The 26833-nt window shown below is 34.6% G+C and carries 16 protein-coding genes and 4 pseudogenes; 10 read left to right on the top strand and 10 right to left on the bottom strand.

Translation table 11 applies throughout. The features are described from left to right. The first annotated feature begins 121 nt into the window (after nucleotides 1-121). Complete coding sequence (locus MHH66_RS28405) at nucleotides 122-1333, top strand: ETX/MTX2 family pore-forming toxin (protein WP_078185377.1); 1212 nt, start codon at nucleotides 122-124, stop codon at nucleotides 1331-1333. 179 nt (nucleotides 1334-1512) lie between these two features. Here MHH66_RS28405 and MHH66_RS28400 read toward each other — a convergent pair whose 3' ends face one another. Further along, nucleotides 1513-2121 (bottom strand): recombinase family protein, encoded by a 609-nt coding sequence (locus tag MHH66_RS28400; RefSeq protein ID WP_078185378.1) that lies wholly within the window; start codon nucleotides 2119-2121, stop codon nucleotides 1513-1515. A gap of 188 nt (nucleotides 2122-2309) precedes the next feature. Between MHH66_RS28400 and MHH66_RS28395 the strand changes: the two genes are divergently transcribed. From MHH66_RS28395 to MHH66_RS28385, 3 genes and pseudogenes are all read left to right on the top strand, one after another. Next, nucleotides 2310-5258, top strand: a complete 2949-nt coding sequence (locus MHH66_RS28395; RefSeq protein ID WP_078185379.1) for a Tn3 family transposase — start codon at nucleotides 2310-2312, stop codon at nucleotides 5256-5258. A gap of 305 nt (nucleotides 5259-5563) precedes the next feature. After that, entirely contained in the window at nucleotides 5564-6271 is a 708-nt protein-coding gene (locus MHH66_RS28390; protein WP_340868115.1) for an IS6 family transposase, read from the top strand. A gap of 64 nt (nucleotides 6272-6335) precedes the next feature. Beyond that, a pseudogene (locus MHH66_RS28385) lies at nucleotides 6336-6926 on the top strand (IS6 family transposase); the annotation flags it as partial. A gap of 61 nt (nucleotides 6927-6987) precedes the next feature. On the opposite strand, the pseudogene MHH66_RS28380 reads toward MHH66_RS28385, so the two are convergent. From MHH66_RS28380 to MHH66_RS28370, 3 genes and pseudogenes are all read right to left on the bottom strand, one after another. Next, nucleotides 6988-7113, bottom strand: a pseudogene (locus MHH66_RS28380) (IS6 family transposase); the annotation flags it as partial. Nucleotides 7114-7577: 464 nt separating this feature from the next. Then, complete coding sequence (locus tag MHH66_RS28375; RefSeq protein ID WP_078185954.1) at nucleotides 7578-8447, bottom strand: transposase; 870 nt, start codon at nucleotides 8445-8447, stop codon at nucleotides 7578-7580. A 582-nt stretch (nucleotides 8448-9029) separates the two neighbouring features. After that, on the bottom strand, nucleotides 9030-10844 hold the full coding sequence (locus MHH66_RS28370; protein ID WP_078185953.1) for an acyltransferase family protein: 1815 nt from the start codon (nucleotides 10842-10844) through the stop codon (nucleotides 9030-9032). A gap of 848 nt (nucleotides 10845-11692) precedes the next feature. On the opposite strand from MHH66_RS28370, the gene MHH66_RS28365 reads away from it, so the two are divergent. Both MHH66_RS28365 and MHH66_RS28360 read left to right on the top strand, forming a co-directional pair. Then, on the top strand, nucleotides 11693-14419 hold the full coding sequence (locus tag MHH66_RS28365) for a collagenase (RefSeq protein ID WP_078185952.1): 2727 nt from the start codon (nucleotides 11693-11695) through the stop codon (nucleotides 14417-14419). 282 nt (nucleotides 14420-14701) lie between these two features. Further along, the gene (locus MHH66_RS28360) at nucleotides 14702-15127 is read left to right on the top strand and encodes a hypothetical protein (protein ID WP_078185951.1); all 426 of its coding nucleotides are present in this window, start codon (nucleotides 14702-14704) and stop codon (nucleotides 15125-15127) included. Between the two features lie 552 nt (nucleotides 15128-15679). Here MHH66_RS28360 and MHH66_RS28355 read toward each other — a convergent pair. Together MHH66_RS28355 and MHH66_RS28350 are read right to left on the bottom strand one after the other, a co-directional pair. Then, a pseudogene (locus MHH66_RS28355) lies at nucleotides 15680-16777 on the bottom strand (GerAB/ArcD/ProY family transporter). 106 nt (nucleotides 16778-16883) lie between these two features. Next, nucleotides 16884-18023, bottom strand: coding sequence for a Ger(x)C family spore germination protein (locus MHH66_RS28350; protein WP_078185950.1), 1140 nt, complete (start codon nucleotides 18021-18023; stop codon nucleotides 16884-16886). Nucleotides 18024-18774: 751 nt separating this feature from the next. Between MHH66_RS28350 and MHH66_RS28345 the strand changes: the two genes are divergently transcribed. Together MHH66_RS28345 and MHH66_RS28340 are read left to right on the top strand one after the other, a co-directional pair. Beyond that, complete coding sequence (locus MHH66_RS28345; protein ID WP_069356903.1) at nucleotides 18775-19716, top strand: Rpn family recombination-promoting nuclease/putative transposase; 942 nt, start codon at nucleotides 18775-18777, stop codon at nucleotides 19714-19716. A gap of 300 nt (nucleotides 19717-20016) precedes the next feature. Beyond that, the gene (locus MHH66_RS28340) at nucleotides 20017-21453 is read left to right on the top strand and encodes an IS4 family transposase (protein ID WP_078185949.1); all 1437 of its coding nucleotides are present in this window, start codon (nucleotides 20017-20019) and stop codon (nucleotides 21451-21453) included. Between the two features lie 366 nt (nucleotides 21454-21819). On the opposite strand, the gene MHH66_RS28335 is transcribed toward MHH66_RS28340, so the two are convergent. From MHH66_RS28335 to MHH66_RS28320, 4 genes are all read right to left on the bottom strand, one after another. Then, nucleotides 21820-22050, bottom strand: coding sequence for a hypothetical protein (locus MHH66_RS28335; RefSeq protein ID WP_232339790.1), 231 nt, complete (start codon nucleotides 22048-22050; stop codon nucleotides 21820-21822). Between the two features lie 140 nt (nucleotides 22051-22190). Beyond that, nucleotides 22191-22526: a hypothetical protein gene (locus MHH66_RS28330; protein WP_165689486.1), complete on the bottom strand. Its 336-nt coding sequence runs from the start codon at nucleotides 22524-22526 to the stop codon at nucleotides 22191-22193. A 400-nt stretch (nucleotides 22527-22926) separates the two neighbouring features. After that, nucleotides 22927-23628 (bottom strand): DUF6060 domain-containing protein, encoded by a 702-nt coding sequence (locus MHH66_RS28325; RefSeq protein WP_078185947.1) that lies wholly within the window; start codon nucleotides 23626-23628, stop codon nucleotides 22927-22929. Between the two features lie 1195 nt (nucleotides 23629-24823). Beyond that, complete coding sequence (locus MHH66_RS28320) at nucleotides 24824-25306, bottom strand: recombinase family protein (protein WP_234803760.1); 483 nt, start codon at nucleotides 25304-25306, stop codon at nucleotides 24824-24826. Between the two features lie 37 nt (nucleotides 25307-25343). On the opposite strand from MHH66_RS28320, the gene MHH66_RS28315 reads away from it, so the two are divergent. Further along, the gene (locus MHH66_RS28315; RefSeq protein ID WP_340868115.1) at nucleotides 25344-26051 is read left to right on the top strand and encodes an IS6 family transposase; all 708 of its coding nucleotides are present in this window, start codon (nucleotides 25344-25346) and stop codon (nucleotides 26049-26051) included. A gap of 64 nt (nucleotides 26052-26115) precedes the next feature. Further along, nucleotides 26116-26742, top strand: a pseudogene (locus tag MHH66_RS28310) (IS6 family transposase); the annotation flags it as partial. Between the last annotated feature and the right edge of the window lie 91 nt (nucleotides 26743-26833).

The following is a 26833-nucleotide window of genomic DNA, read 5'->3' as shown; positions in this document are numbered from 1 at the left end:
GAACATTGCATATGCTCATGTATTGAAAATGTCCTTTGCTAACTCCGCATTTCCTTCTGTTCCTCCTTTGAATTCATTACTATAATTTTAAGTATAGTAATAAATTAAGGAGGAATATATTTTGAAAACAAACAAATGGTTACGTACAATTCCTACAGCATGTTTATTAAGTTCCGCTATACTGGTATTACCAACTTCTTCATTTGCAGCAACTGATATGAGTAGTTGTAGTAAAAATGATTATTCTCAAAGTTGCGTGGAACAAACAGATCCAGGTGTAAATAATCGAACTCATGCGATGTATGAAACGATCAATAGGTTAGTAGAAATGGATGATTTAAATGAACAAACCAATTGGAGCGGAAAGAGTTGGTATAACTTTATTCGCTTTAATTATTTAATTTTACCAAGTCAAGAGCAAGATGTTTTAAATCAACTAAATTCAATTCCAAAAGATAATGTGGAATTAAAACAAGTTCTTAAAGCCTTAAATGGGTATCATAATCGAACAAATACAATTACGGATACCAACACACTACAGATTTCAAACGTGAATGTAAATAAATATATCGAAGACCCTAAACCAGATCCTAACTCAGATCAATATAGAGAAATTAATACAAAAGCAATTAATGAAAGTTATAGTCAAACATTAACAAAAAAAACACAAAACATAACGGAAAGCATGCAATCAAGTAAACAATTAACCGTCACGCATAGCTTGAATACAGGAGCTAAGGAAGGGTTAAAATCTTCAATCGGCGTCAGTGTACCACTGATTGGTGAAGTAAAAGGTGAATTATCATTTGAATATTCCGTAAATTACGGTTATACAAATGCATCTGCGACAATTGATACCATCACACACACTGTCACCTCTCCACAAGAAGACATCTCGCTAGCTCCGCGTACAGGTGCAGTAGTAACTGCAAAACTAAGTACACCTGTATATAAAACAAAATTATTAGGAACTTCTAAAATTAAAGGATATTATACAGATCAAGTTAATAGTTATCCAACTTGGGTACAACTAGGTATCTATAATAAATTTAAAGTGATTTCTCAGCATAACCCAACAGTTTGGAATAAGTTGAAAGAATTAGGATTTTCTCTAGATGACCAAACAAAAGAAGTCATTTTCAATGGTGTGATAGATTTAACAGACCGTCATGCACCAGGATCTACGTTTGAATCTCGTACTCAAATCTATGAATTAGATGCAAACGGAAATATTAATTACAATAAACCTGTAGGTAAACCACAAACAAAAACAGGACAAGTTCAAAAATCCAACGTTTCCAACTCTACATCCCGATTATTACTTGTAAAGTAATGTTGTTAAGGTGTGAAAATCTATACGGATATAACTTGGAAATATTTTGAATAGTAAAAAGAAACAGTGACGATTAAATTCACTGTTTCTTTTTATCTAACCGTTTAATAATTCCCGTCATTTAGATTTTTGTGAATATGTCCAATGAGAGATACATTGAAATTACTGTGTAACATCCCTTAATAACTAGCCACCTCATATTTTATTCTGTAGACGGTTTGCCTTGTTATGCCGTTTTCTTTTGCAATATGAGAAATGGCTTCGCCATTGTTTAACATTTCAACCACCCGATTATATACCAACCTTTTTTGTGGATCTTTTGCTTTTGGAGAATAGAGGGTCGGTCTCCCTTTATAGACACCTTTCTGTTTAGCAATCGAAATTCCCTGTGCTTGTCTTCTTTTCGTTTCTGCTCGTTCTTGTTCCGCAATCATAGCTAAAATTTGAACGATTAAATCTTTAATAAATTTGTCTAATAAGGAATTCCCAATAACTTCTGCCATAATAGGTAAGCTCGTGATAATTAATTTTACTTCCCTTTTCTTTAAATAATTAACAGTATGAATAATTTCATCATAATTACGTCCAAGTCTATCAATTGCTTCTACCATAAAAGTATCTCCACTTCGAACAAATTGTAGCGCCTCCTGAAACATTTCTCTATTATGAACAGATGCTCCAGATTTTTGTTCCGTAAATATTTTTTCCGCTCCAAATTCTTTTAAAGTTTCTATCTGTCTATTTAAATTTTGATCTAATGTGGAAACTCTAGCGTAAGCAATTTTCATTTTTCAAAATTCACCTCATTTTCCATCCTATTATCATACACCCTAATCATACGTTCGAAACTGAATGTTTTCAACAACTCATCAATGTACGATTAGAGTCTACCCATAATAGACAATTTTAAATGTTTTATCGTAAGATGAAAGAATCAACGATTCCATTGCGATAATTTTAATCAGGAGGAATACCGGTGACTTCAATTGAGCGTACCGCATATCCCAGGTTCAAACAAAATATATCTAAGAAAGAACTTGCAACAATTTATACGGTTACACATGAAGAAAATATATTTGCACATCGTATAGCCCGTGGAGAAAGCTCCGTTTTTATTTGTTTAGTTATGTTGAAATCTTTTCAGCGGTTAGGATATTTTCCACGACCTAAGGAGATCCCGACGATTGTGTTGCAACATATTCAATCCGGTCTCCATATCCCTGATGAAGTAGAGATTAAATTCAATTCAAAAGTGATGTATCGACATCAAAAAGAAATCCGTCAGTATTTACAAGTTTCTACATTTGGAAAAGATGCTTTACATGTAGCAACAAAAGCTATTTATAAAGCTGCCTATGTGATGGATCACCCACCAGATTTAATTAATGTTGCCATTGAAGAATTAATTAAAGGACATTATGAGTTACCAGCATTCAGCACTTTGGATAGGCTTGTTCGTCGCGTCCGCACGTTAGTTAATAATCAATTGTGCCATACGGTTATGAACCGATTATCAAATCAAGAAAAACATAAACTGGATGAGTTATTACGCACTTCACAAGAAACCAAGCATTCCAGTTTTAATTATTTTAAAGAACTACCTAAAAGTCCCTCAATATCTCACATGAAAGAGCTACAAAACAAATTAGATTTTATTACATCGTTTATGTCAAACATCGAAGAATTGTTAAAAGAAGTTCCAAATTCTAAAGTCAAAAATTTCGCATTAGAAGCATTAGCTTTAGATGCATCGGAAATGAAAGATTTTACTATGGCGAAAAGATATACACTCCTATTATCAGTCATTTATCGTTCGCAAATTATAACAAGAGATCACTTAATAGATATGTTTTTAAAAAGGATTGCTAGGATACATAAAAAGGGAAAAGAAGAATTAGCTCTTTTGCGAGAAAAACAGCGCTCGATAAGTGAAAATCTTATTTATATATTGAGTGAAGTTTTACATACGACTCATATGCATGACGATACGAATATAATAGGAAGTGAAATAACAGAATTATTCGAAAGAAGAGGTGGCATAGACTCTTTACAACAAGATTGTTTAGCCCTTTCTTCGTATAACGGGAATAACTATCTTCCTCTACTAGAAAAATTTTATAACAGTCATAGAAAGACCTTATTTCGATTGATTTCATTATTAAAATTAGATTCAACAACTCAGGATGATTCTCTCATAAAAGCTTTACAATTTTTATTGTTAAATGAAAATCGAAGGGTAGAACACCTTCCTACTAGTATTGATTTATCATTTGCTAACGAGCAATGGAAACAAACTCTTCGAGTTGGAAAAGGTTCTAATTTATTGTATCGTAAACGGCTTGAAATCTGTATATTTTCCTATTTAGCTTCAGAATTAAAGACAGGTGATGTGAGTGTACAAGGTTCTGAAAAATACGCCGATTATAGGAAACAGTTATTATCTTGGGAAGAATGTGAACCGTTAGTTAAAGAATATTGTAAAGAACTTAACTTCCCTTCCTCTCCTACTCAATTTGTTAAACAACTGAAACAGAACTTAACTTCTGTTGCGAATACGGTAGATTCAAATTATCCGAATAATGGCCAGGTTATGATAACAGAAGATGGGGAACCAATTTTAAAACGATTTGTACGAAAAACTGTGTCAATAAGTAGCAAATTGTTGGAAAAAGAAATTATACAACGCTTACCTGAGAGAACTGTATTAGATATCCTTTGTAATGTAGAACATTGGACTCATTGGACAAAACATTTTGGTCCTTTATCTGGTTCAGATTCTAAACTAGAAGATCCAACGGAGCGTTATATTGTGACTACATTTGGATATGGATGTAATTTAGGTCCTACACAAACAGCTAAACATATGCGTAATACAATTACACCTCATATGCTTTCTTTTGTGAATCGCAGACATATTCATATTCCAAGATTAAATGCAGCACTTCAGGATGTTTTAAATCAATATCATACATTTAGTTTACCAAAACTATGGGGAACGGGGAAAATAGCTGCAGCTGATGGAACAAAACATGATATGTACACAGAAAATTTAATATCAGAATACCATATTCGTTATGGTGGGTATGGAGCTCTGGCCTATCATCATGTTGCGGATAATTATATTGCTCTTTTTAGTCATTTTATTCCTTGCGGTGTTTGGGAAGCAATCTATATTATTGATGGATTATTAAAAAATAAATCTGATATTCAACCAGATACCCTTCATGCGGATACACAAGGACAGTCCACCCCTGTATTTGCCTTATCTTATCTATTAGGAATTCAACTTATGCCTAGAATTCGTAATTGGAAAGATTTAAAATTTTTCCGTCCAGATAAACATACGCAGTATAAACATATAGACCCCTTATTTAAAGATGTAATTGATTGGAGGTTGATTGAAACTCACTGGAAAGACCTGTTCCAAGTAGTTGTTTCTATTAAAATGGGAAAAATACTACCTTCAACACTTCTTAGAAAGTTAAGCAGTAATAGCAAGAAAAATCGATTATATCAAGCATTTCAAGAGCTTGGAAGGGTAATTCGGACAATCTTCCTTCTTCAATATATATCGGATATGAAACTACGTGAACAAATTACAGCTAGTACAAATAAAGTTGAAGCCTATAATGGATTTTCGAAATGGCTGTTCTTTGGTGGCGATGGTATTATTATGGAAAATGATCCAATCGAACAAGAAAAACGTATAAAATACAATGAGTTAATCACCAATTCTGTAATTTTTCAAAATGTAGTAGATATCACAACAATTTTATGGCAACTAAAAAATGAAGGTTATCGCTTTTCACGCCAAGATTTAGAAAGGATAAGTCCCTATATAACTAGACATATCAAACGATTTGGTGATTATGTAATTGACTTACAAAAGATCCCTCATCCAATAGAAGAAGAAATACCTCTATAAAAGAAATGGGTCATAGTTGGAAATAAAAGTAAGCCTATGACCTATTTTTACACGTATCTCGGCTGTACCCCACTTTCATTTCATCTTTTATCTATGGGCAGATTATTTCAATAGTCTGTTCTTTTTTATTCGTAAAGGTACACCTTTTGATACTATGGAAAATATACGAAAAATTTGTTCCTAAACATCAAATTCTTAATTTAGGAACGTTTCGGTTCTGGTGCAAAAACTTCAGGCCACTTGCAAATAATCTCTCAAACTTGGACATACTGATACTATTATTCTTAAAAAGGTGTGTGATCAGTATGAAAAAGGAAACTTCGTTTAAATGGAAGCACTATCAGCCAGATATTATTTTGTTAACTGTGCGCTGGTACCTGCGGTACAATCTCAGTTTTCGTGATTTGGTAGAAATGATGGAGGAAAGAGGACTATCCTTAGCTCATACAACGATTATGCGATGGGTCCATCAATATGGGCCTGAATTAGATAAGCGAATTCGACGTCATCTCAAACAAACGAATGATTCCTGGAGAGTAGATGAGACGTACATAAAAGTAAAAGGACAATGGATGTACCTATATCGTGCTGTTGATTCTGAAGGAAACACGATTGATTTTTATCTAAGTAAATCCAGAAATCATAAGGCTGCAAAGAGATTCTTCAAAAAAGCTTTGCGGTCTTTTCATGCTTCAAAACCTCGTGCAATCACAGTTGATAAAAACCCGGCTTATCCAATTGCTATCACAGGGTTAAAGAAAGAAAAACAGATACTGTTAGGCATTCAAATCCGACAGATAAAATATCTAAATAACATCGTAGAGCAAGATCATCGTTTCATTAAAAAACGTATACGCTCTATGTTAGGACTTAAATCTTTTCGTACAGCTACATTGATTCTTGCAGGAGTAGAAGCCATGCATATGATAAAAAAAGAACAGATTGATTTACGGGATCAGTCTGTTCAAAATCAAAAACAATTCATTCATCAATTATTTGGATTAACAGGGTAAAGAACGATTCCGGTAGGAATCCTCATTGTTCTTTGGGATATATCCTTTATTTGCACCAGAACCGGAAAGAGGACTATCCTTAGCTCATACAACGATTATGCGATGGGTCCATCAATATGGGCCTGAATTAGATAAGCGAATTCGACGTCATCTCAAACAAACGAATGATTCCTGGAGAGTAGATGAGACGTACATAAAAGTAAAAGGACAATGGATGTACCTATATCGTGCTGTTGATTCTGAAGGAAACACGATTGATTTTTATCTAAGTAAATCCAGAAATCATAAGGCTGCAAAGAGATTCTTCAAAAAAGCTTTGCGGTCTTTTCATGCTTCAAAACCTCGTGCAATCACAGTTGATAAAAACCCGGCTTATCCAATTGCTATCACAGGGTTAAAGAAAGAAAAACAGATACTGTTAGGCATTCAAATCCGACAGATAAAATATCTAAATAACATCGTAGAGCAAGATCATCGTTTCATTAAAAAACGTATACGCTCTATGTTAGGACTTAAATCTTTTCGTACAGCTACATTGATTCTTGCAGGAGTAGAAGCCATGCATATGATAAAAAAAGAACAGATTGATTTACGGGATCAGTCTGTTCAAAATCAAAAACAATTCATTCATCAATTATTTGGATTAACAGGGTAAAGAACGATTCCGGTAGGAATCCTCATTGTTCTTTGGGATATATCCTTTATTTGCACCAGAACCCTCTTTCCTCCATCATTTCTACCAAATCACGAAAACTGAGATTGTACCGCAGGTACCAGCGCACAGTTAACAAAATAATATCTGGCTGATAGTGCTTCCATTTAAACGAAGTTTCCTTTTTCATACTGATCACACACCTTTTTAAGAATAATAGTATCAGTATGTCCAAGTTTGAGAGATTATTTGCAAGTGGCCTGAAGTTTTTGCACCAGAACCGATCCCTTTATCTTCGTATGAATTAAATAAATCAGGTATAAAAAATATCGCCTATTTATCAATGGGCGATGTTTTTTATTTTATCACGCTGTTTTTGAGAGTGTGTAAGCGATCGAATAATCACCCCTTTAGGTGGAATAGCAATTGAAACTTGTTACTTTAAAGCCCACTGCTTTGGGCTTAGTGACAGGGTGTCTGCTGTAGTCTGTAGAGTGATTTCTATAAAAAGTAAAATATACACACATATTTTGAAGCACACAGTATTTCATCAAATGTATTCGATTTTCTGCTGTTTATAAACATAAGTTATGACAACCTACATTTACTGAATAGAAAATTCAGATTCAAAACTTTAAGGAGGGTGTTGCAAAACTAAAATAAATATGCAATGTTATGAATCAGAAAAACTAGCTGAACATGTAATAAATAGCGATTTTGACCATACCACCGTGGCTGTTCCAGCCCTTTATCTTTGAGATTACCAAACTGTTGTTCAATTTTCCCACGCTCTTTCATCAACTGTTTGCCAAAGATGGTTTGTGCAAAATGAGATAATACACGGCGATGTGTATTTTTGCTTTGTTCGACATTACGTGGGTTAATTGGATTCACCGCAAAAATATCACATGTTTTTGCAATTTCATAAATGCGCTGACTATCATAAGCAGCATCTGCAATGGAAAATAACACATTTTGACTTTGTATATCTTGAAGCAATACAGGGGCCATTTTGCTATCATGTACGTTCGCTGTTGTAAATGCATACGACAATACAACACCTTCTGGTGTAGAACAGACATGAGCCTTATATCCCTTATACCAACCATAACGAGTAGATTTCCCCCATTTTGCTTGGGAATCATATAAACTACTCCGTAAGGCAGTGCTATCAATTAAAACACACGGAATCAATCCTAAATTCATTTCTTCAAGAGTTTGTTTATGAATCAACGGAATACCTTCGTTGCGAAACCAAGTACCTACACGTGAAAAAGTGGATATATGTGGAACAAAGGAAAGGCCACAAGATACACGAAATGAAGGATATTGATGCAAAAAGCGAGTTAACTTGCGTAATGAATTGATTTGGAATACCGTTTTCACAAAAAAACATTTGAGTAAAGCTTTTCTACAGATAGGTGGGCGGCCTGTAATAGGCGGAACGCCTCCAATGGTTAAACTATCTACGTAGGCAAATAAAATTTGTAAAATGGAGTGATTCTGATCAAAATTGGTTATCATACTAGTAAATCCGTCCTTTCTGGAGATAGTTTGGGTTACTATCATTCTTCCAGGAAAACGGATTTTTTTATGCATTTATTTTTGAATATTTATGAGTTTTGCAACACCCTCTTTAAGGTTATGGACTCTGTATTTTATAAGAATGATAATTTTTAAGCTACTTGGGTGTTTTGCCCAACCCCCGAAAAACAATACTATAATCAAGGAGCGTTCTGAGCGTATTAACCGAACAAGATTGTTCTTTTTTATTTTCTTTAACAAATAAATATCTGTATTGAAAAAATAACGTAAATAAAGTACGTGGAATCTGTGTAGTAGTGGAACAAGAACGGCAATCAAATTTAATAACATTATCAAAAACACTGGTTTTTGATAATGTTATAAACTGTGTTAAATAAGGTTTTGTTGCGTTAATCCTACGTTATAAAAGCTATTATCATAATTAAATTAACAATAACAACCGTTTCTGTTCGATTACTACATAACCCACGAAATTCTCGCTTATATCATTTATTTGCACCAGAACTGTATTTTATTTTGTTAGCAATGTGGTGGAACCAAAAATTAATAAAACAAATTTCATTATTGCTTCACCGCTTTGGCTACAAGTGCTGCGTATGCTTCTGCACCTAATTTGGTTAAATGCACACCATCAGGTGCAAAGTAGTCTCTCTTCCCAGTACTTGCTGCATACCAATCAACTAGAGTTACATTCGGATATTCAGATGCCGTTATTTTCAGTCTCTCATTCACGATTGATTCCCACGGACGTGGTACTCTCGTATTAATAAATATGATTTTACGTTCGTTTCCAATTAATTTTATTAATGAAACAAGTTGCTCCGTAGTAAAGGCTCCATTTGTACCTAATCCAATAATGACATAGTTTCCTAAGTTCCCTTCGTTTTTTAACTGTTTAACTTCCGGAATCGCTTTTGACAGCTGGCGACCAATTTGCGCATCAATCCTAATATCAGGAAAAGTATTTTTTAAATACGGAGTAATATCAATCATAACAGAATCGCCTATCGCAGTAACTGTGAGTGAATTTTTAGGTTGCGCAGAATTTCCTTCGCTGGATTCCCCTTGTTTTTGAGGCGTCTCTTGATTTGGATTTTCCCAAACTGCAACTGGATGTGGCGCCGATTGTGTTTGTGCTGCCGCCCCCTTATCTTGTTGAGAGTGTTCCTTAGCCTTACTAGCTTTGGATAACCCTACGACGGCTATCGACGAAACGGATAATGTACAAATTAAAGCTAACTTAACACCTAAAGTGAAATGTTGAAGTCTTAAGTTCCTAAACTGAATATTCTGGAGCGCACCTTGTCGGATTGGTTTTTCAATAAACTTCCATGAAATTTGCGCAATCAATATAATGAGAAGAAATTGAAGGAGTGCTCGTATTAGTGAAAAATCCCCGGCATTTGCCTTTGGAGTCGTTAATGTAAGAATTGGATAATGCCAGAGGTATATGCCATACGATCTTATCCCGATCCAACGTAAAGGTCTAAATCGTAAAAATTGAGCAATACGACTAGCTGGATGAGCTAAATTTGCCACTAACAATGCTGTTGCAATGGATAAGAGAACCATTCCTCCCTTGTATAGAAATGGATCATATTGATTGGTCTTCCAAAACATAACCAAAATAATAATAAGGGCAATGCCCCCCACTACATCAAGAATGAAACGCGCCTTTGGGATAATTTTATTTGCTAGCCTATTGCTTGGCCAAACTAAGGCAAGTACCGCTCCGATAAGTAAGGAAAAGGCCCTCGTATCTGTACCATAATATATTCTGCTCGGATCAGCCCCAGGTTCATACAAAATTGCCATCGCTACAGCTGAAGCAACGGCTCCCAGACAAATTAACAAAATCATACGGGATTGTTTTTTTATGTAGTAAAGCCCTAAACTAATGATAAACGGCCAAACAACATAGAATTGTTCCTCAACTGCCAACGACCAAAAATGATTCAATGGAGAAAGCTGGTTAAAATTATCAAAGTACGATACTTTATGATAGATATACCACCAGTTACTTACATAAAATAATGCCGCTAATGAATCTCCGCGCATTTTTTCAAGTAAAGAGCTATGAAAAATCGTAATCCATGCCAACGTTATAACGAGCATAACAAGCATTCCTGGAATTAATCTCCTTGCCCTACTAAGCCAGAATTTTTTCAAATTAATTCTCTTATTTCTTTTCCACTCCATCGCTAGAATATCTGTAATTAAATAACCTGAAAGCACAAAAAATACAGTAACTCCTAAAAATCCTCCAGGCATCCAATTAAAATTAATATGATACAACATAACACCTAGTATAGCTAGGCCCCTTAGACTGTCCAACCCAGCCATATAACGACTATTTTTTTTAAAAGTTTTAGTCATCCTACATTCACCTCTATTTCTTGGAAATTAGGTGAAAAATAACGTCATAAAATGCTATTAATCCCCTAAAATCGTATAAGCTGAACTATTACAAATAGCATTTCGTAAGACTTTTTAATTGCATGCACAGCAATTATTCAGGCTTCCTTAAACGTTAACCATATTTTGCAAATGGGTTTATGTTTTTTCAAACTTTGCAGCAAAAACTAAAATCCTACACTTGAAAAAATTGTAGCCCACTATGGTTATTTCGTATGCACCTTTTTATAAAGATGCCTGGTATTCCATAACTGAAGAAGAATTTATACGTATTTTATCGTATTCGAATATATATGACAATCAAAAATGGTCAAAGAAAAAACACTCTTACGAGTGTTTCCCCTTGACTTGATAACCACTTCAATTTTAATAATATATGATTTTATAGATATATATACGGAATTAGCCCATCCTATATCCATTCTATCATAGATGTTTCGTGTTTTTGTTGAGAAAATGATAAGAGGAATGTTTTCATTACACACAGTATCTAGCCATTTAAATAGAATATATTTCTCAATACACTGGCAAAGGTTAAAAAAATGATTTGCCATATATATAAGTACTGTTGGGATGATTTTAAACCAATAAACGATAGGCCAAAAGCTCATACAAGTTAGATACCTTTATATTGGTACAATCCCAACAAGACAAAAAAGAAGAATGGAGGAATAGTTATGAAAACTATTTGTGTTTTTCATGAAGCCTTTCCATAGTCAAACCATTTGGTTTCCATACTCTATGAAAAAATCTGAACCATCATGTGACAGTCAGCTAGAATTTTTTGATTTTTGAAATGGAGGAATTGGATGAAACGTATAAGTAAAATTATACTCATGTTGTTGTGTTGTACGATGTTAGGTTCCATACATGTTGTACAGGCAAGTTCTATACAAGTTTCTAGTAAACCAATCGTATCTAGGCCGGTTAGTAGTGTAGCGCAAGGTATGCTTGGGAGTTCATTGGTACCACCACCTAATCCAAGCCCATATGGTTTCCATGTAAATTCATCAAAAATCAAAAGACAATATATGTCCCAAAAAACTTTCCATAAACCATATCCATATACTTCAAATTTGTTCCCTACACCATTTCAAATCGACCGATCGATTCAACCACCTAATGAAAAAATAAACTTTGCAACGCTCACTACTACATCAGCAACTCAACAAACATATACGATGGCACAATTACAAGCACTTAGCTATGGAAACCTTGTACAAGTACTTTCAACCATACGTTGGAGTGACATTACGGATTTATTTCAATTTAATACAGACTCACTCGCATTCTATCAGGATAAAAGTCGTGTTCAATTCTTAATTCAAGCATTAGAAAAAAGAGGAGCGACGTATACCGCAACCAATTCAAATGGAATAGAAACGTTAGTGGAAGTATTGCGTTCAGGATTCTATTTAGGCTATTACTATAAAGAGCTTGCCTATCTCAATGAGCGAACGTTTCATGATACCTGCTTACCTGCTTTACAAGCAATCGCAAGCAACCCCGCTTTTCGACTTGGAACAATGGAACAAGATCGAGTCGTGGCGGCTTATGGGAATTTAATTGGAAATGCCTCGAGTAATCCAGAAATTATATCGTTAGCTGTTCCCATTTTAAATCAATTTAATCAAAATTTACAAATGTACGCGAAAGAATATTCAAAAGGAACAGCGGTATACAGTCTCTTAAGTGGCATTGACTATGATCTTCAAACGTATTTGTACCAAACTGGTACATCACCTAACCAATCACCTTGGTATGGGAAAATAAACACCTTTATCGATGAGATTGGAAAAATGGCATTATACGGTCAAGTCAATGCCGACACGGGATGGATTATTAATAATGGAATTTATTATACAAGTAGAATGGGTGTCTTTCATACCACGGCACAAAAGGGATTGCAAGTTATTACGAATGCATTACAAGTGTATCCCTATTTAAGTGAAGCATATCTAACTGCCGCTCAACAAATTGACGAAAGATATAATGGAAAAGATTATAAAGGAAATCTGATTTCGTACAAACAAATCCAAGAAGCAGGGAAGAAAAAATATATACCGAAAGCTTACACATTTGATAACGGATCTATGATCATTCGAACGGGCCAACAAGTAACAGCAGAGAAAGCCCAAAGACTCTATTGGGCTTCTAAAGAAGTCCAAGCCCAATTTTATCGAGTCGTGGGGTCGGATACAGCATTAGAGCAAGGACATCGCGATGATATTTTGACGATGGTGATTTATAATAATCCAGAAGAATATCGGTTGAATCGTTTATTATATGGGTATGATACGAATAATGGTGGGATGTATATTGAACAAGATGGAACCTTCTTTACGTATGAGCGAACACCACAGGATAGTATCTATAGTTTAGAAGAGTTATTTCGTCATGAGTATACACACTATCTTCAAGGACGCTATCTCGTTCCAGGGTTATTTGGTGAAGGGAAGTTTTATGAAAATGAGCGTTTAACTTGGTTCGAAGAAGGGGGTGCAGAATTTTTTGCTGGCTCTACTCGTACACATCAAGTTGTACCAAGAAAAACAATCGTTCAACAGTTAGCAGTGAATCCTTTGAATCGATACACCTTACAGCAGACGTTATACGCCACATATGGAAGTTGGGAGTTCTATAATTATGCATTTGCCTTGCAGTCCTATCTGTATGAGAATCGATGGGATCTATTTTCTCAATTGCACCATATTATAAAAAATAATCAAGTGATACAATATGATCAATATCGTGAAACAGTAAGTAAAAATGTGACACTCAATACAGCGTATCAAAACTATATGCAGATATTAATTGATCATCAAAATGAATATACCACTCCAGCTGTTTCCGATGAATATTTACAACAACCCACAGCAAAGTCTTTGACGGAAGTGCAAAAGGAAATCACCCAAATCATACCACTTCAAAACACCAATATGACAGAGCAAACATCTGACTTCTTTCATACGTTTACCTTACGAGGTACGTACACAGGAAAGAAAACAGCAGGTGTTGAGTCCGATTGGAGAAATCTAAATACTGTATTAGATACCATACTGCAACAGTTATCTACGAAATCTTGGAATGGCTACAAAACAGTGACCGCCTATTTTACAAACTACCGAGTCAATACCAATAAGCAAATAGAATGTGAGATTGTTTTTCAAGGTATTGCAAATAATATAGTAGAATCCAAAGAACCAAATGAATCCATTCAAGATGCAACGTCACTACCTTTTCGAACAAATTTTATAGGTCACTTTGATGCAAATAATTCCTTAGATATTTATCAATTAGATGTGCAATCACCAACCAAATTGGCTATTGAGGTAATCAATCAAAATCAGATTCAAATGAATTGGATCCTATACTATGAAAAAAACTTAAAAAATCCAGTAGCGTATGCCAAGTTTCAAGGACAACGATTATTTGAAACATATACGGCACAACCAGGAAAATATTATTTGTATGTATATAGTTATGATAATCAATCAGGTGCAGGTGGGTATCAGGGGCTTGTTACAATAGAATAGAAAAAGTTTGAATCGTTATTCTTGTACAGTATGGAGTGTATATCCATACTGTTTTTTAGTTTTCTCCTCTTTTTTATGAATTTATTTCTCAACTTCAAAGGATTGCATCTTTTTTACTCGTTTTATATGATTCACATAGAGTTTTGCTGTGAAAACCTTGGAATTATCCCATTATTCGTTCACTTACCTGTTTTGCAGAAAGTAAAATAGGTAAGATAATAAACTATATGTACTACATTCTATTCTGAATTGTTACATAATGAAAAATATAGGAGGGTTCTTATGAGTAAAAGAAAAAAATGGTGTAGTAGTTTATTCATCTTGTTAGCCATAAATTCTATACCAGGTATGTCTGCACAAGCTGATGAGAGGCATGTACAACATACCTATAGCACACAAGATGAATATCTATATATGGGAACGACCTTTTTACAGTTACAAGACATGTTTCAACAAAATGGAAACGTATATTATCGATTAGCACCACCAGGTGCAATGGATGCACCAGCCCCAGTTGCATTACCGCCTCATATTGGAGAGAAGTATCTGATACGCCCAGATTCTTTGCAAGGATGGGTAATTCAAACCTATATGAAGCAAAAGGAAGTTTTGCCAGGAAGATGGGTACAAGAAAGAAAATTAGATTTTTATAATCAATTTAGACAGTATCAAGGAACTGCGTATCACCAATATACAGTTCCCCTATAAGATGACAAATAAAACCGTTTATTTATCCAGTCCATATAAGAAATAGCCGTATGATTTTGTTCGATATATTACAATAAAAAGTCCCTAATAGTTTTTATACCTAAAATACAATCAAAAAATAACTCGGCACAAAAGTTCCGAGTTATTTTTTGATATCTAATGGTGGAATTGAACATTTATGTATGAAGAAAAATTATTGGAATTAGAAATGCTAAAACAACAGTAAGAGAAAAGGAATGTCATTCAGGTGGAGTTAATAATGGACGTATTCAAACAAGAGATGGCCGAATAGATGTTTAAAGGAATGTACCATTGTTTATTTTCTCTTTTTTATAGACCATAAAGCTTTTTTGCAGATACGGTACATACACTGTGTTCTCCTTTTGTCTCCCATTAAAAGAAGAAACGTTAAAAAGGAAACATTCGTTGTTTTGTGCATCACACTTGCGTTCATATTTGCACAAAGATTTTGATAGTATGTAATAATTTCCATTTGAATGTGGGGAAGTGTACATAGCCACTCCTTGAGAACACCCTATATAGATTGAATCCTTATAGTGTATTCTCTTTCTTTTGATATTGTGTCTTCAAACAAAACAACAAAAAGAGTATAGGAATATAGATATAAATTAAGTAAAATGTAAAACGTGAAGTTTGTGTAATAAATGTATTAATACTATGCCGATCTTGGATCAAACAGGCGATGATAATATTCAAACCCAACAAGATTAGTAACGTATATCTTTGACGAATCCCCGCTATTTCTCGCATACCCCGTGTACAAGCCCACAGGGGTAAAATGATACTTGTCACCATCTGCCAAGCGTATGTTGATACCATAAGGGTTTCAAACCTTTGTAGGAAAGGACATGTAATCACTTGAGAAAGTGACAGTTGGGACCAAATGAGATGCGAAAGTTGTTTTTCATTAAAACATGCCAATGCAGAAACAAAAGTTAAGACATATAACAGATTCGAAAACAGCAAACCATATTGTGCGAATTTATGAGATTCTTTAGGAGTGTGAAGAAAAGGAAAAATCATAAGAATGATTTCGGAATCTGCCATCGTATAAACGGATTTGTGCATCGCATCCGCAATATCCAAATAAGAATGATTCAAAATAGGTGTAAAATCCTCCCAATTCCCATATAATCCTAAACAGTACACACAGAGAGCGGCATAAAATATGGATACAAATATAGAGGCAATACAGATTGCAGTCATTACCCGAAATCTTGATGAAATAATGTAATATACTAAAATAGACAAAATAATCGCAAGTATAAGAGTAGAAGCAGTAGGAAACATCCATACTTGTACGATTTCAATATAAGTTCGTAAGATAGAGGCACTTACAATAAAGAAATAAACGAGAAATAGGAAATTCAAACACGTTCCGATAAATCCGCCAAACATATACGTTTGAAGTTTTAAAATGCTTCCTTTAACCCCAAGAGAGCATACGATACATCATCCACATTAAAATATGTAAAAAAACCCTGCCAGTACGACTCCAATCCAGCCATCATATCCTGCTTTTTTTGCGATAATTCTAGAATACCCCAGTACACCAGCTCCAAATTGCGCACTATGTATCAAAAAGAAGACATAAATTGGAGATACTTGATATGCCTGATTAATCTTCATTGTTTTTAACTCCCGCTATATGGTATGTGATACAAATGAAACAATATCCAAATAAAAAAATAAACGACAAATGCTTTCCTGATAGATGTGTTATATAGAGGCGGTGCTATTTGGGCAATGTCGATCCAGATCGTGTAATCTGGGGTTGTACGTGAATACGAATTTGACAAGTAGAGAAATATTGTTTGCCATTCTCCCAATCATCCTCTATCTCTTTCCATTTTTTGAAGTGTTGTCGTTGATACTTGTCTCCAATTCCCATAACATCTAATTTATATTGCTTTTGTAGACGCTTCGTCGTAGTTTGTAGTTGTTTTTTCATGCTTTTTGCCAATACCTGATTGAGCTGTTCCATTGAAAAACGGTGAGCTAGGGATGGATGAAGCTCTGCAATCTTTCCATCTACTGTTACATATATATCGACCTTAGGGTACCTGGGATTTGTAATATTGAGTTCCGTACGCTGGTGTACACGGTGAAATTCATAGGTGATGCGTTGTTTGTTCATAGGGACAGTAACAATTCCCCTTACTTTTGGGGCAGCTATATATTGTAAAGCCGCTGTATCCGTTTCATTTAACATGGAAACTAAACGATTATCCTTGCCCCTAAATAGGGCAGAACCACTTAATTCTACTCCTTGTTTTGTTCGAAATACAACCGGAAGGAAAAAGCTTTTCTTTGCAATGATTTTACTGTGAATATCGCCAATTCGCTTTTTCTCCACCATTTGTGCGTTTTTTTTCGTATGTTCCGATAACATCCAAACGTACTTAGCAGGTAAATATTCAGGGCCTGCGTTTTGTGCTAAAATTGGTTCTGCACGCCCCTTTGATACAAATAACCGAATGTTTCTTCGCATCGCCTCATCACGTGTATATACATCTAAAATATTTTGCAGCATATAGGGTGTTTGTAATACCTTTTCAGAAAAGATAATCACTTGTATATGTGGAAAAAATAAAGGACGACTAATTCTTTTGGCAATCATGCGGAAATGTGCAAAAATACTTTCACCTGTAGAACTTAAATTTATGAAATTTTTTTGTGTAGCTGTTCCACGCTCTGAGCTATTAAGTGTGTTGGGTAATACCATTTGATAGGTTCCTTTAATGGCTGACTGCGGTGCTTGATCATAGGCAGCACCAACAACAAATCCTAATTCTTCGATTTCTCTTCGTTCCGCACAAGCACACAATAGACAAAAAAGAGACCCAATAAAAATGAGTTTCAGAATAGCGTTCATATCTACTCCTTATGTTAAGAATTGGTATGTATAGTAGCGTGTGTTGTTTGAATCATAATTATGTAAAAAAGAAAAAATATGACTAGTATCAAACAAAGTTCATGCAATAAAAATGGGGTGATTCTATTGTTTATCTATAAGATCTCACCATACCATTTTGGGAAAATTGTACGTTTAGACACGATTTGAACAAAAATAACCAATTCTTTATACGTTAAGAAGACGAAACATTAGCGCTTTTGAGAAAGAGAACAAAAATAAGGAAAAATATATAAAATAAGAAAATTTTAGTCTTACATTTCATTATGAAACATATATATAATAATATGGGAGGTTCCTGTTCCTCCCGTTGCACCTGTGTGTGTGAAAAGTAGGGATACTATTTATACGTATATAAATATGGCTCTACTTTTATAAGTTTTGTACATAATATCCAGTTTTTAACGGAGGGAAAAAAACGGACACTCAGATTCTTTTCTAACAACACAGAAGGAAGGGGTTAATACATTTACATACCCGAAGAAAAAACGACATATACAACGCGAGGAGGCGTATAAAGGACAGTGAAAATTTTAGGGAATAATTTGAAATTTCACGTACCATAATGTAAAAAAAAATAAAAACCAATAAAAAACTCACAAGGGTTGCTTCTTTCCCCTTTTCTCCGCTACAATGGACATATACATTCTTTGCCCATCTCCCCGAAAAAGGGGAATAACAACAGACATATAGAAGAAAGGTGACTCACGCTATGAATCAACCTTTAGTCAATTTACGAGTCGATTTTGCTTTTAAGCAATTATTTGGTGTACAAGGACAAGAGGAATTACTGATTTCTTTCTTAAATGCAATCTTGCAGGAGTCATTATCTACACCGATTGTATCCTTAAAAATTGAAGACCCACACCTCCATAAAGAATATGAAGAAGATAAATTATCCATACTAGATATATTAGCGACACTTCAAGATGAGACAAAAGTCAATATTGAAATTCAGTTACGAAATACACAAGAAATTGTGAAACGTTCCTTATATTATTGGAGTAAATTATATACATCTCAATTAGAACAAGGGATGCCTTATCGCTCTTTGCGAAAAACGATTGCCATCAATCTATTAGACTTTCAGCTCTTTCCTCATTATGATGATATGCATACCGTCGGACAATTTTGGAGTCAACAACATAAGGAAGTGTTACTTGAGGACCTAGAAATACATTTCATTGAGATTCCAAAGTTATTAAGACAATGGAGAGAAGAAAAAATTAATCCGTGGGAAAATGAATTTGCTCGTTGGTTACTTTTACTACCAGCGCATGAAGATGAACATTTGACCCACACGCTGGAGGATATCGCCATGAAGCAAGATCCAATGTTACAGAAGGCAATCCACAAATGGGAAAATATGAGTCAGAGCAGTTCTTTCCGTCTCGCATATGAAGCAAGGGAAAAAGTGTTATTTGACGAGCAAGCGAAATTAGCACATGCTCGTGAGGTCGGTATAGAAGAAGGTATTGAAAAAGGAAAAAAAGTAGGGCTTCAAGAGGGTATTGAAAAAGGAAAAGAAGTAGGCATTCAAGAAGGAAAAATCCAACTGATCCGTGGCATGCATAAAAATGGCATGGATATCGAAGATATTGCGAAGTTTACGAATATGGAACTGTCGGATATACGCCATATTTTGGGACAATAACAGAGAGGCATCTCGTGTAGGGATGTCCACCTGTTATTGTCTGATTATTTAGAAATTTTTAATTGTATTTCTCTCCTACTAAACAATTGATTGTACTGTTCCTGTATACTTTGGAGTTGTAGGCTTAATCCTTTTGCGAGGGATGTCACCTTGGGGTCTTGTTGTAAGATGAACAACAATTGGGATACTTCTATCAGGGGTAAACCCACATGCCCATCAACTTAAGAATCTTTACTACCCCCAAGTGTAAAAAAACGTTATTCTTTCTAAAAAGCTAAATAGAAAGGATGGCGTTTTTTTATGAATCTTTCGATTCAAGATGAATTACAACTATTTGCTGAAGAACTGCGCTGTCATTTAACCCCTTTTCTTTTAGAAGAACTCGCAAAAGAATTAGGTTTTGTAAAAAGAAAACGAAAATTTTCAGGAAATGAATTAGCTACCATTTGCATCTGGATAAGTCAACGTACATCGAGCGATTCCCTTGTTCGATTATGTAGCCAATTACATGCAGCCACAGGCACCCTCATGAGTCCAGAAGGACTCAATAAGCGCTTTGATAGGAAAGCTGTTGAATTTTTGAAATATATTTTTTCTGCATTATGGAAAAGTAAACTTTGTGAAACATCGGCCATTTCAAGCACGACGTTCATGCATTTTCAACGAATTCGTATTTTAGATGCGACGATTTTCCAAGTACCAAAACATTTAGCTCATGTATATCCTGGATCAGGTGGATGTGCACAAACAGCAGGTATAAAAATTCAATTAGAATATGACTTACACAGCGGACAGTTTCTAAACTTCCAGGTAGGACCAGGAAAAAATAATGACAAAACATTTGGTACGGAATGCTTAGTTACCTTACGCCCAGGAGATTTATGTATTCGTGATTTAGGTTATTTTTCATTGGAAGACTTAGATCAAATGGATCAACGTGGTGTGTACTATATCTCAAGACTGAAATTAAACCATACGGTGTATATGAAAAATCCGTTTCCAGAATACTTTCGAAATGGGACAGTAAAAAAGCAATCACAGTATATCCAAGTTGATTTAGAGCACATTATGAACACGTTAAAACCAGGACAAACGTATGAAATAAAAGAAGTGTATATTGGAAAGGAACAAAAACTATTTACACGAGTGGTTATCTATCGATTAACGGAAAAACAATTGCAAGAACGTAGAACAAAACAAAGCTATACCGAAAGTAAAAAAGGGATTACATATTCAGAAAAAAGTAAACGATTAACTGGTATAAACATATATGTTACGAATACCCCTTGGGAGATTGTTCCGATGGAACAAATACATGATTTTTACTCTCTCCGTTGGCAAATAGAAATTATCTTTAAAACATGGAAATCTCTATTTCAAATTCATCACTGGAAAAATATCAAAAAAGAACGATTAGAATGTCATGTGTATGGAAGACTCATTGCCATTTTTATATGTTCTTCTACGATGTTTAAGATGCGTCAACTTCTATTGCAAAAGAAAAAAAGAGAATTAAGTGAATATAAAGCAATCGGGATGATTCAAGATCATCTATCGCTGTTATATCAATCTATACAGAGAAACACCCAAGACATAACAAAGATGCTGATCCGTCTGTTCGCCCTCCTACAGAAGAATGGACGGAAATCTCATCGATATGAGAAAAAAACTGTCTTTGATATTATGGGTGTCGTCTATGAGTATAATGGGTTTGGAAAACAAAAGAAAGTTGCATAATTTTAAAAATGAAACTCGTTAGAGTTTATTTGGTATGCGTATTTTTAAGAATAAAAAGTATGTTAAGAGTTTTTTAGTTTATTTGAACGAAAGCTCATTTGATCTCTGTTCTTAAGTTGATGGGCATGGGGTAAACCCAGCATCTTCGAACGAATCGGTATTTTTGTAATTTTCTGATAATGTATAGTCATTTTCATGTTTTTTGGGATTGAAATCTAAGTTTCTGAGTTCTATGTCATTTTTTCAAGCTGTTAATCCATTAAATTAGGATCATTTCTTTATGATTTAAGTTAATAAGTGGCACAGAATACTAGTTCTATGACAATTACCTTTTAAAAACAATAAATTCACACAATAAAAATCTGATTATTGCAAAATTCCCGATTTGCTAGTCGATGCTGGTTCTACCCCTATCATCATTTGATGGATCTCATCTACTTCTTCTGTCTGCCAATCCCCAAAAATCTGTTGAAGGATAGACTCGATGAGGTTCATCTTTTGATCGATTTCTTGTAATACCTGCGTAGAATCACTAGGCCATGATTTGTCCACTCTCATCCATCCCCTGTCTTCAGCATTTACGCTTAACATACTCATATTTCTATGTCATTTTGACGGAGTAGGAGAAACAGACATCTGTCCATTTCCCCTACGGAGGTTTGAAAAACGTCAACTATCTATTTTCAAATGGGACCCTTCGATTGAAAAGGATTATATATCTTACTAGTCCTATAGACTTAGTGATATACAGTATGAGCATTCCTAATTTCCAGTAAAATATCCGCAATTCGTTTGCCATTTTTCAAAATCATGCGGTCTTTTGTATATCCATCTATACATTGTCCTAATTCTTGATTTAACATCACTTCTATTTCACCGCTGTCTTGTATGTTACTTGTTAGCAAAGTAGGTTGCTTACTTAAAGAGCAATACAATTGTAATGTTTCAGCCAAAGATGTTACTAATGGTCTCAACAAGACATCATATGGCGGAAGCATATCGGCAACGATTTGTTCATTTAAAACAAAATGAACGCGATTCTCTTGTACATCAAATCGATATAAGAAAATCATAAACACGAGCCCCCCTTTATATATCCTGTGTGGAAATTATAGGAGCGGAATAAGAGTCATATACAGTTGTATCATTCCCTCATTCCCATAACCGAATAAAAGAATGGTATATACTCATTATATATCGTGGGAAGGCACTGTTCAATTTGTTATTTTATTTTGTAGTGACAGGGTATCTGCTCTAGTCCGTAGGTCTTTTCCTAATAATAGTAAAAAAGGGTATTCTTGAAGGTTATGCTCTCTCTCAATTATACTATTTATTACATAAACGTAATGAGATGAGGGGAAATATGGATTTCTCTTCTATTCATGATTTTTAAAGTAAGTATATCTCATTTTCACTAGATAAGTAATATTGTTATACTAAATGTTTTGGTTCGCTAACCTTCTTGCGTGAAAATTATCTTTCTAATCTTAGTGTGATTACACCATCTAATTCTGAAGTACCAGGTACTGCTACCGGCGTACTACCTGAAATCCGATTTGAAGAAATAAGGTTCCCCCAGATGTCACTATACGTATTTACCACTCCAGTAGTATAGAATCTTTTAGCTTCAAAACCAATGAACCCCCTTTGTCCTGGTTTTAAATTAAAACTATACGTACTAGAGTTGGTTAAAGCCTCAGCCCAATGGTATCCTCCATTTAGTTTTACAAATTTTATATCTAATCCGCCTCCAGCATCCCAGGTCTCTGTTTGTGTAATGGCATATGTCTTCGCTATAGAGCAACCATTTCCATTAGCCGGACAGTTCATTGTTGCACTCGCTCTTTGAGAGGGCATATAAAAATTATACTCTCTCTCTGGCTTATATTCTTTTCTATTCGCCATTGCTGCAATAGAGCCTGTATTGTTATTTTGTAGTGCTGCTAATTTTTGTTTATTATTAGATTCCCTCTTTTCTTGTTCATATTGCATAATAGGAACTTTTTCAGCCTTACCGTTTGAAATTTTTATGACTTCAGCTATATACGTATTCGCTTCTGTTAATTCCTTTTTACTATTTTTAGGACCTACATCGGTAGAAGCATTTGCAACTCCAGGTAATACACTTCCTGCAAGACAAGATGCAATAAATAAATTACGAACTGTTTTTTTCATATTAATGATTCCCCTTAATTTTAGTGGCGCCTAAAATTAAGAATAGACTGTTTTTTTAAAAATATATAGTCTGTTTTCCCCGAAATATTTTTGTTATACTTACTTATACACATCAAAAATCATCTTAAAATAATATAATCGTCGATATGTTAAGTCTCCCGATACTTGGGTTTTTCGGAGAAATGCCATTTAATATATGCTTCTATAACCATATAAGGGTCACCATACATGCCCCTCAAAACAAAATGAGCTTTCGTGCATATTAACGAAAAAAACTTAAAATATTTTGTGTCCTTAAAAATGAATATAGCAAATAAACCTAGATAAGTAGCATTTTTAAAAATTATGCTACTTTCTTTTGTTTTTCAAATCCATTATATTGCATAAGCAACACCCATAATGTCAAAGACTGTTTTTGTCTGTTATGTTCGAAATTGTAAGGCATATAAGAATGAGATACAGGAACAATCCAATGAGAAGTATGTATTTTATATAAGTTGGATCATGAAAATCACTAAAAAGAATGATACCGACAATTGTAATCAACATAATAGATAATAAAATGACTGGATGCAAATAGAGTGAGTTGTTGGTTATATATATGAGGTAACAAGAAAAGGAAATAAGGAATAGTAAGAAAGCAATGAAATTAGATTTATACATAAGGGGATTCCTTTCTCAAAAAGTGTATACAAAACATTGACGAATGGTAGCGAATCCGCATTGGTTTCGCATGAAGGATGACGAATCAAACATTTGTTTAAAAATATGGATACGTATAGAATCCCACTATAGTTACTATATAAACATTTCACTATCAAGGGGATCCCCTTGATAGTATCGTGGCTTCGCTACATTTTGCAACCTCATCAGCACCGAAGTCGATGGGGGGGAGAAAACATAAAAAAATTCTTTTATTTGTTATTGCTTTTCATTCAATTGCTCAATGAGTGGCTTTTGATATAAAAATAAACACCACAAGTAGGGGCCTGTGGTGTTTAGGAGAAAGTTATAAAAAGCTAGTATAAATGTTAGCATCTTTTATTTTACTAGAAATTATATATATTGGTATTGAGAAAGTTACTCTCTAAATTCGAGATAACAAACAATACATGCAACGATTATCCCCATGATGAGATAACCCAATAGAATATCTATGCCAAGTACAAACATGATGTTTCTTCCCATCTATCGGTTATTTTGCTAGTTGAGCTTCATATTTTTGAACCAGTCGATAAAATGTAGTTTTGGGCACATTTGCTTTCTCCATTGCTTCCACTGCTGTAATGGCCCCAGTTTTCCAAATATCATATGCAGTGATAAATGCAGGTGTAATTTCCGCTTTGGGTCTACCTAGGTGTTTTCCTTGTTTTTTTGCTAAATCAATCCCTTCTCTTTGACGTGTTTTGATTTTGGTACGCTCTTCTTCTGCCAACCAAGAAAGAATTTGAAGTACAAGATCGGTAATCAGATTTCCCAAATTATCTTTATATTTGGTTGTATCTAACAAAGGCATGTCTGTAATGATAATATGTGCTTTTATACCTTTTGTGATATCTTTCCATTCATTTAAAATTGCTTCTTTATTTCTGCCAAAACGATCAAGTGATTGTACATATAAAAGGTTCTGGTGCAAAAACTTCAGGCCACTTGCAAATAATCTCTCAAACTTGGACATACTGATACTATTATTCTTAAAAAGGTGTGTGATCAGTATGAAAAAGGAAACTTCGTTTAAATGGAAGCACTATCAGCCAGATATTATTTTGTTAACTGTGCGCTGGTACCTGCGGTACAATCTCAGTTTTCGTGATTTGGTAGAAATGATGGAGGAAAGAGGACTATCCTTAGCTCATACAACGATTATGCGATGGGTCCATCAATATGGGCCTGAATTAGATAAGCGAATTCGACGTCATCTCAAACAAACGAATGATTCCTGGAGAGTAGATGAGACGTACATAAAAGTAAAAGGACAATGGATGTACCTATATCGTGCTGTTGATTCTGAAGGAAACACGATTGATTTTTATCTAAGTAAATCCAGAAATCATAAGGCTGCAAAGAGATTCTTCAAAAAAGCTTTGCGGTCTTTTCATGCTTCAAAACCTCGTGCAATCACAGTTGATAAAAACCCGGCTTATCCAATTGCTATCACAGGGTTAAAGAAAGAAAAACAGATACTGTTAGGCATTCAAATCCGACAGATAAAATATCTAAATAACATCGTAGAGCAAGATCATCGTTTCATTAAAAAACGTATACGCTCTATGTTAGGACTTAAATCTTTTCGTACAGCTACATTGATTCTTGCAGGAGTAGAAGCCATGCATATGATAAAAAAAGAACAGATTGATTTACGGGATCAGTCTGTTCAAAATCAAAAACAATTCATTCATCAATTATTTGGATTAACAGGGTAAAGAACGATTCCGGTAGGAATCCTCATTGTTCTTTGGGATATATCCTTTATTTGCACCAGAACCCAATCTCAGTTTTCGTGATTTGGTAGAAATGATGGAGGAAAGAGGACTATCCTTAGCTCATACAACGATTATGCGATGGGTCCATCAATATGGGCCTGAATTAGATAAGCGAATTCGACGTCATCTCAAACAAACGAATGATTCCTGGAGAGTAGATGAGACGTACATAAAAGTAAAAGGACAATGGATGTACCTATATCGTGCTGTTGATTCTGAAGGAAACACGATTGATTTTTATCTAAGTAAATCCAGAAATCATAAGGCTGCAAAGAGATTCTTCAAAAAAGCTTTGCGGTCTTTTCATGCTTCAAAACCTCGTGCAATCACAGTTGATAAAAACCCGGCTTATCCAATTGCTATCACAGGGTTAAAGAAAGAAAAACAGATACTGTTAGGCATTCAAATCCGACAGATAAAATATCTAAATAACATCGTAGAGCAAGATCATCGTTTCATTAAAAAACGTATACGCTCTATGTTAGGACTTAAATCTTTTCGTACAGCTACATTGATTCTTGCAGGAGTAGAAGCCATGCATATGATAAAAAAAGAACAGATTGATTTACGGGATCAGTCTGTTCAAAATCAAAAACAATTCATTCATCAATTATTTGGATTAACAGGGTAAAGAACGATTCCGGTAGGAATCCTCATTGTTCTTTGGGATATATCCTTTATTTGCACCAGAACCGCAAGTTTTCTATTTGGTTCTCGCTGTC

The organism is Bacillus sp. FSL H8-0492 (genome assembly GCF_038006145.1).
Classification (GTDB): domain Bacteria; phylum Bacillota; class Bacilli; order Bacillales; family Bacillaceae_G; genus Bacillus_A; species Bacillus_A mycoides.
This window is presented reverse-complemented; position numbering and strand designations above follow the sequence as displayed.